This window comes from Pseudomonas sp. HMSC063H08 (genome assembly GCF_001813645.1).
GTDB lineage: Bacteria > Pseudomonadota > Gammaproteobacteria > Pseudomonadales > Pseudomonadaceae > Pseudomonas > Pseudomonas aeruginosa.
In genome coordinates this window covers 1-625 of the sequence record NZ_KV813398.1, presented here as the reverse complement: position 1 = coordinate 625, position 625 = coordinate 1, and the positions used below count along the sequence as shown (strand labels likewise).

The 625-nt window shown below is 64.5% G+C and carries 1 protein-coding gene and 1 pseudogene; both read left to right on the top strand.

Annotated features, from left to right (window positions below; all coding sequences use genetic code 11):
* The coding region (locus HMPREF2924_RS08720; RefSeq protein WP_256567944.1) for a lytic transglycosylase domain-containing protein at positions 1–543 on the top strand (543 nt) is incomplete at its 5' end.
* Positions 540–625 (top strand): annotated as a pseudogene (locus tag HMPREF2924_RS36930) (integrating conjugative element protein); the annotation flags it as partial. The gene HMPREF2924_RS08720 and the pseudogene HMPREF2924_RS36930, both read left to right, overlap by 4 nt.

Here is a 625-nt window from a genome sequence, read left to right as displayed (position 1 = left end):
CTGCTGGTCCTGGCCAACATCGCTCAGGCCGCCGTGGATCCACCGCCGGCGTATAAGCAGATCGCCCTGCCCAAAGGGGTTCCGGCCGAGGTGCTCTACTCGGTCGCGCTGACCGAGAGCAAGGTCCTGCTGCGCGGCGAATACGTTCCCTGGCCTTGGACATTGAACGTCGCCGGGAAATCCTACTACTACGCGACCCGCACCGCCGCCTGCACAGCGCTACTCGCGGCGATCAACCTCTACGGGGCCAAGAGCGTCGATTCCGGCCTCGGCCAGGTCAACATCGGCTGGAACGGACATCGTTTCTCCAGCCCCTGCGAGTCCCTGGATCCGTACAAGAACCTGGACGCCACCTCCGACATCCTGATCGAGCAGCGGGACGCCCTGTATGCATCCGCCCCGGGAAGACCGGTGGACTGGATCCAAGTTGCCGGCCGCTACCACCGCCCCGCCGGCGGCGCGCCTGCCGCCAAATACCGTAGGACGGTATCCCGCCACCTTAGCCAAGTCCTCGGCGTCAACCTACTGGTGACCAATCCATGAAGAAGATCCTTGCCACGCTGGCATTTTGCACAGCGCTCGCGACTCAAGCCTGGGCCGCCGGGCTGATCGTTGTCGAAGACCT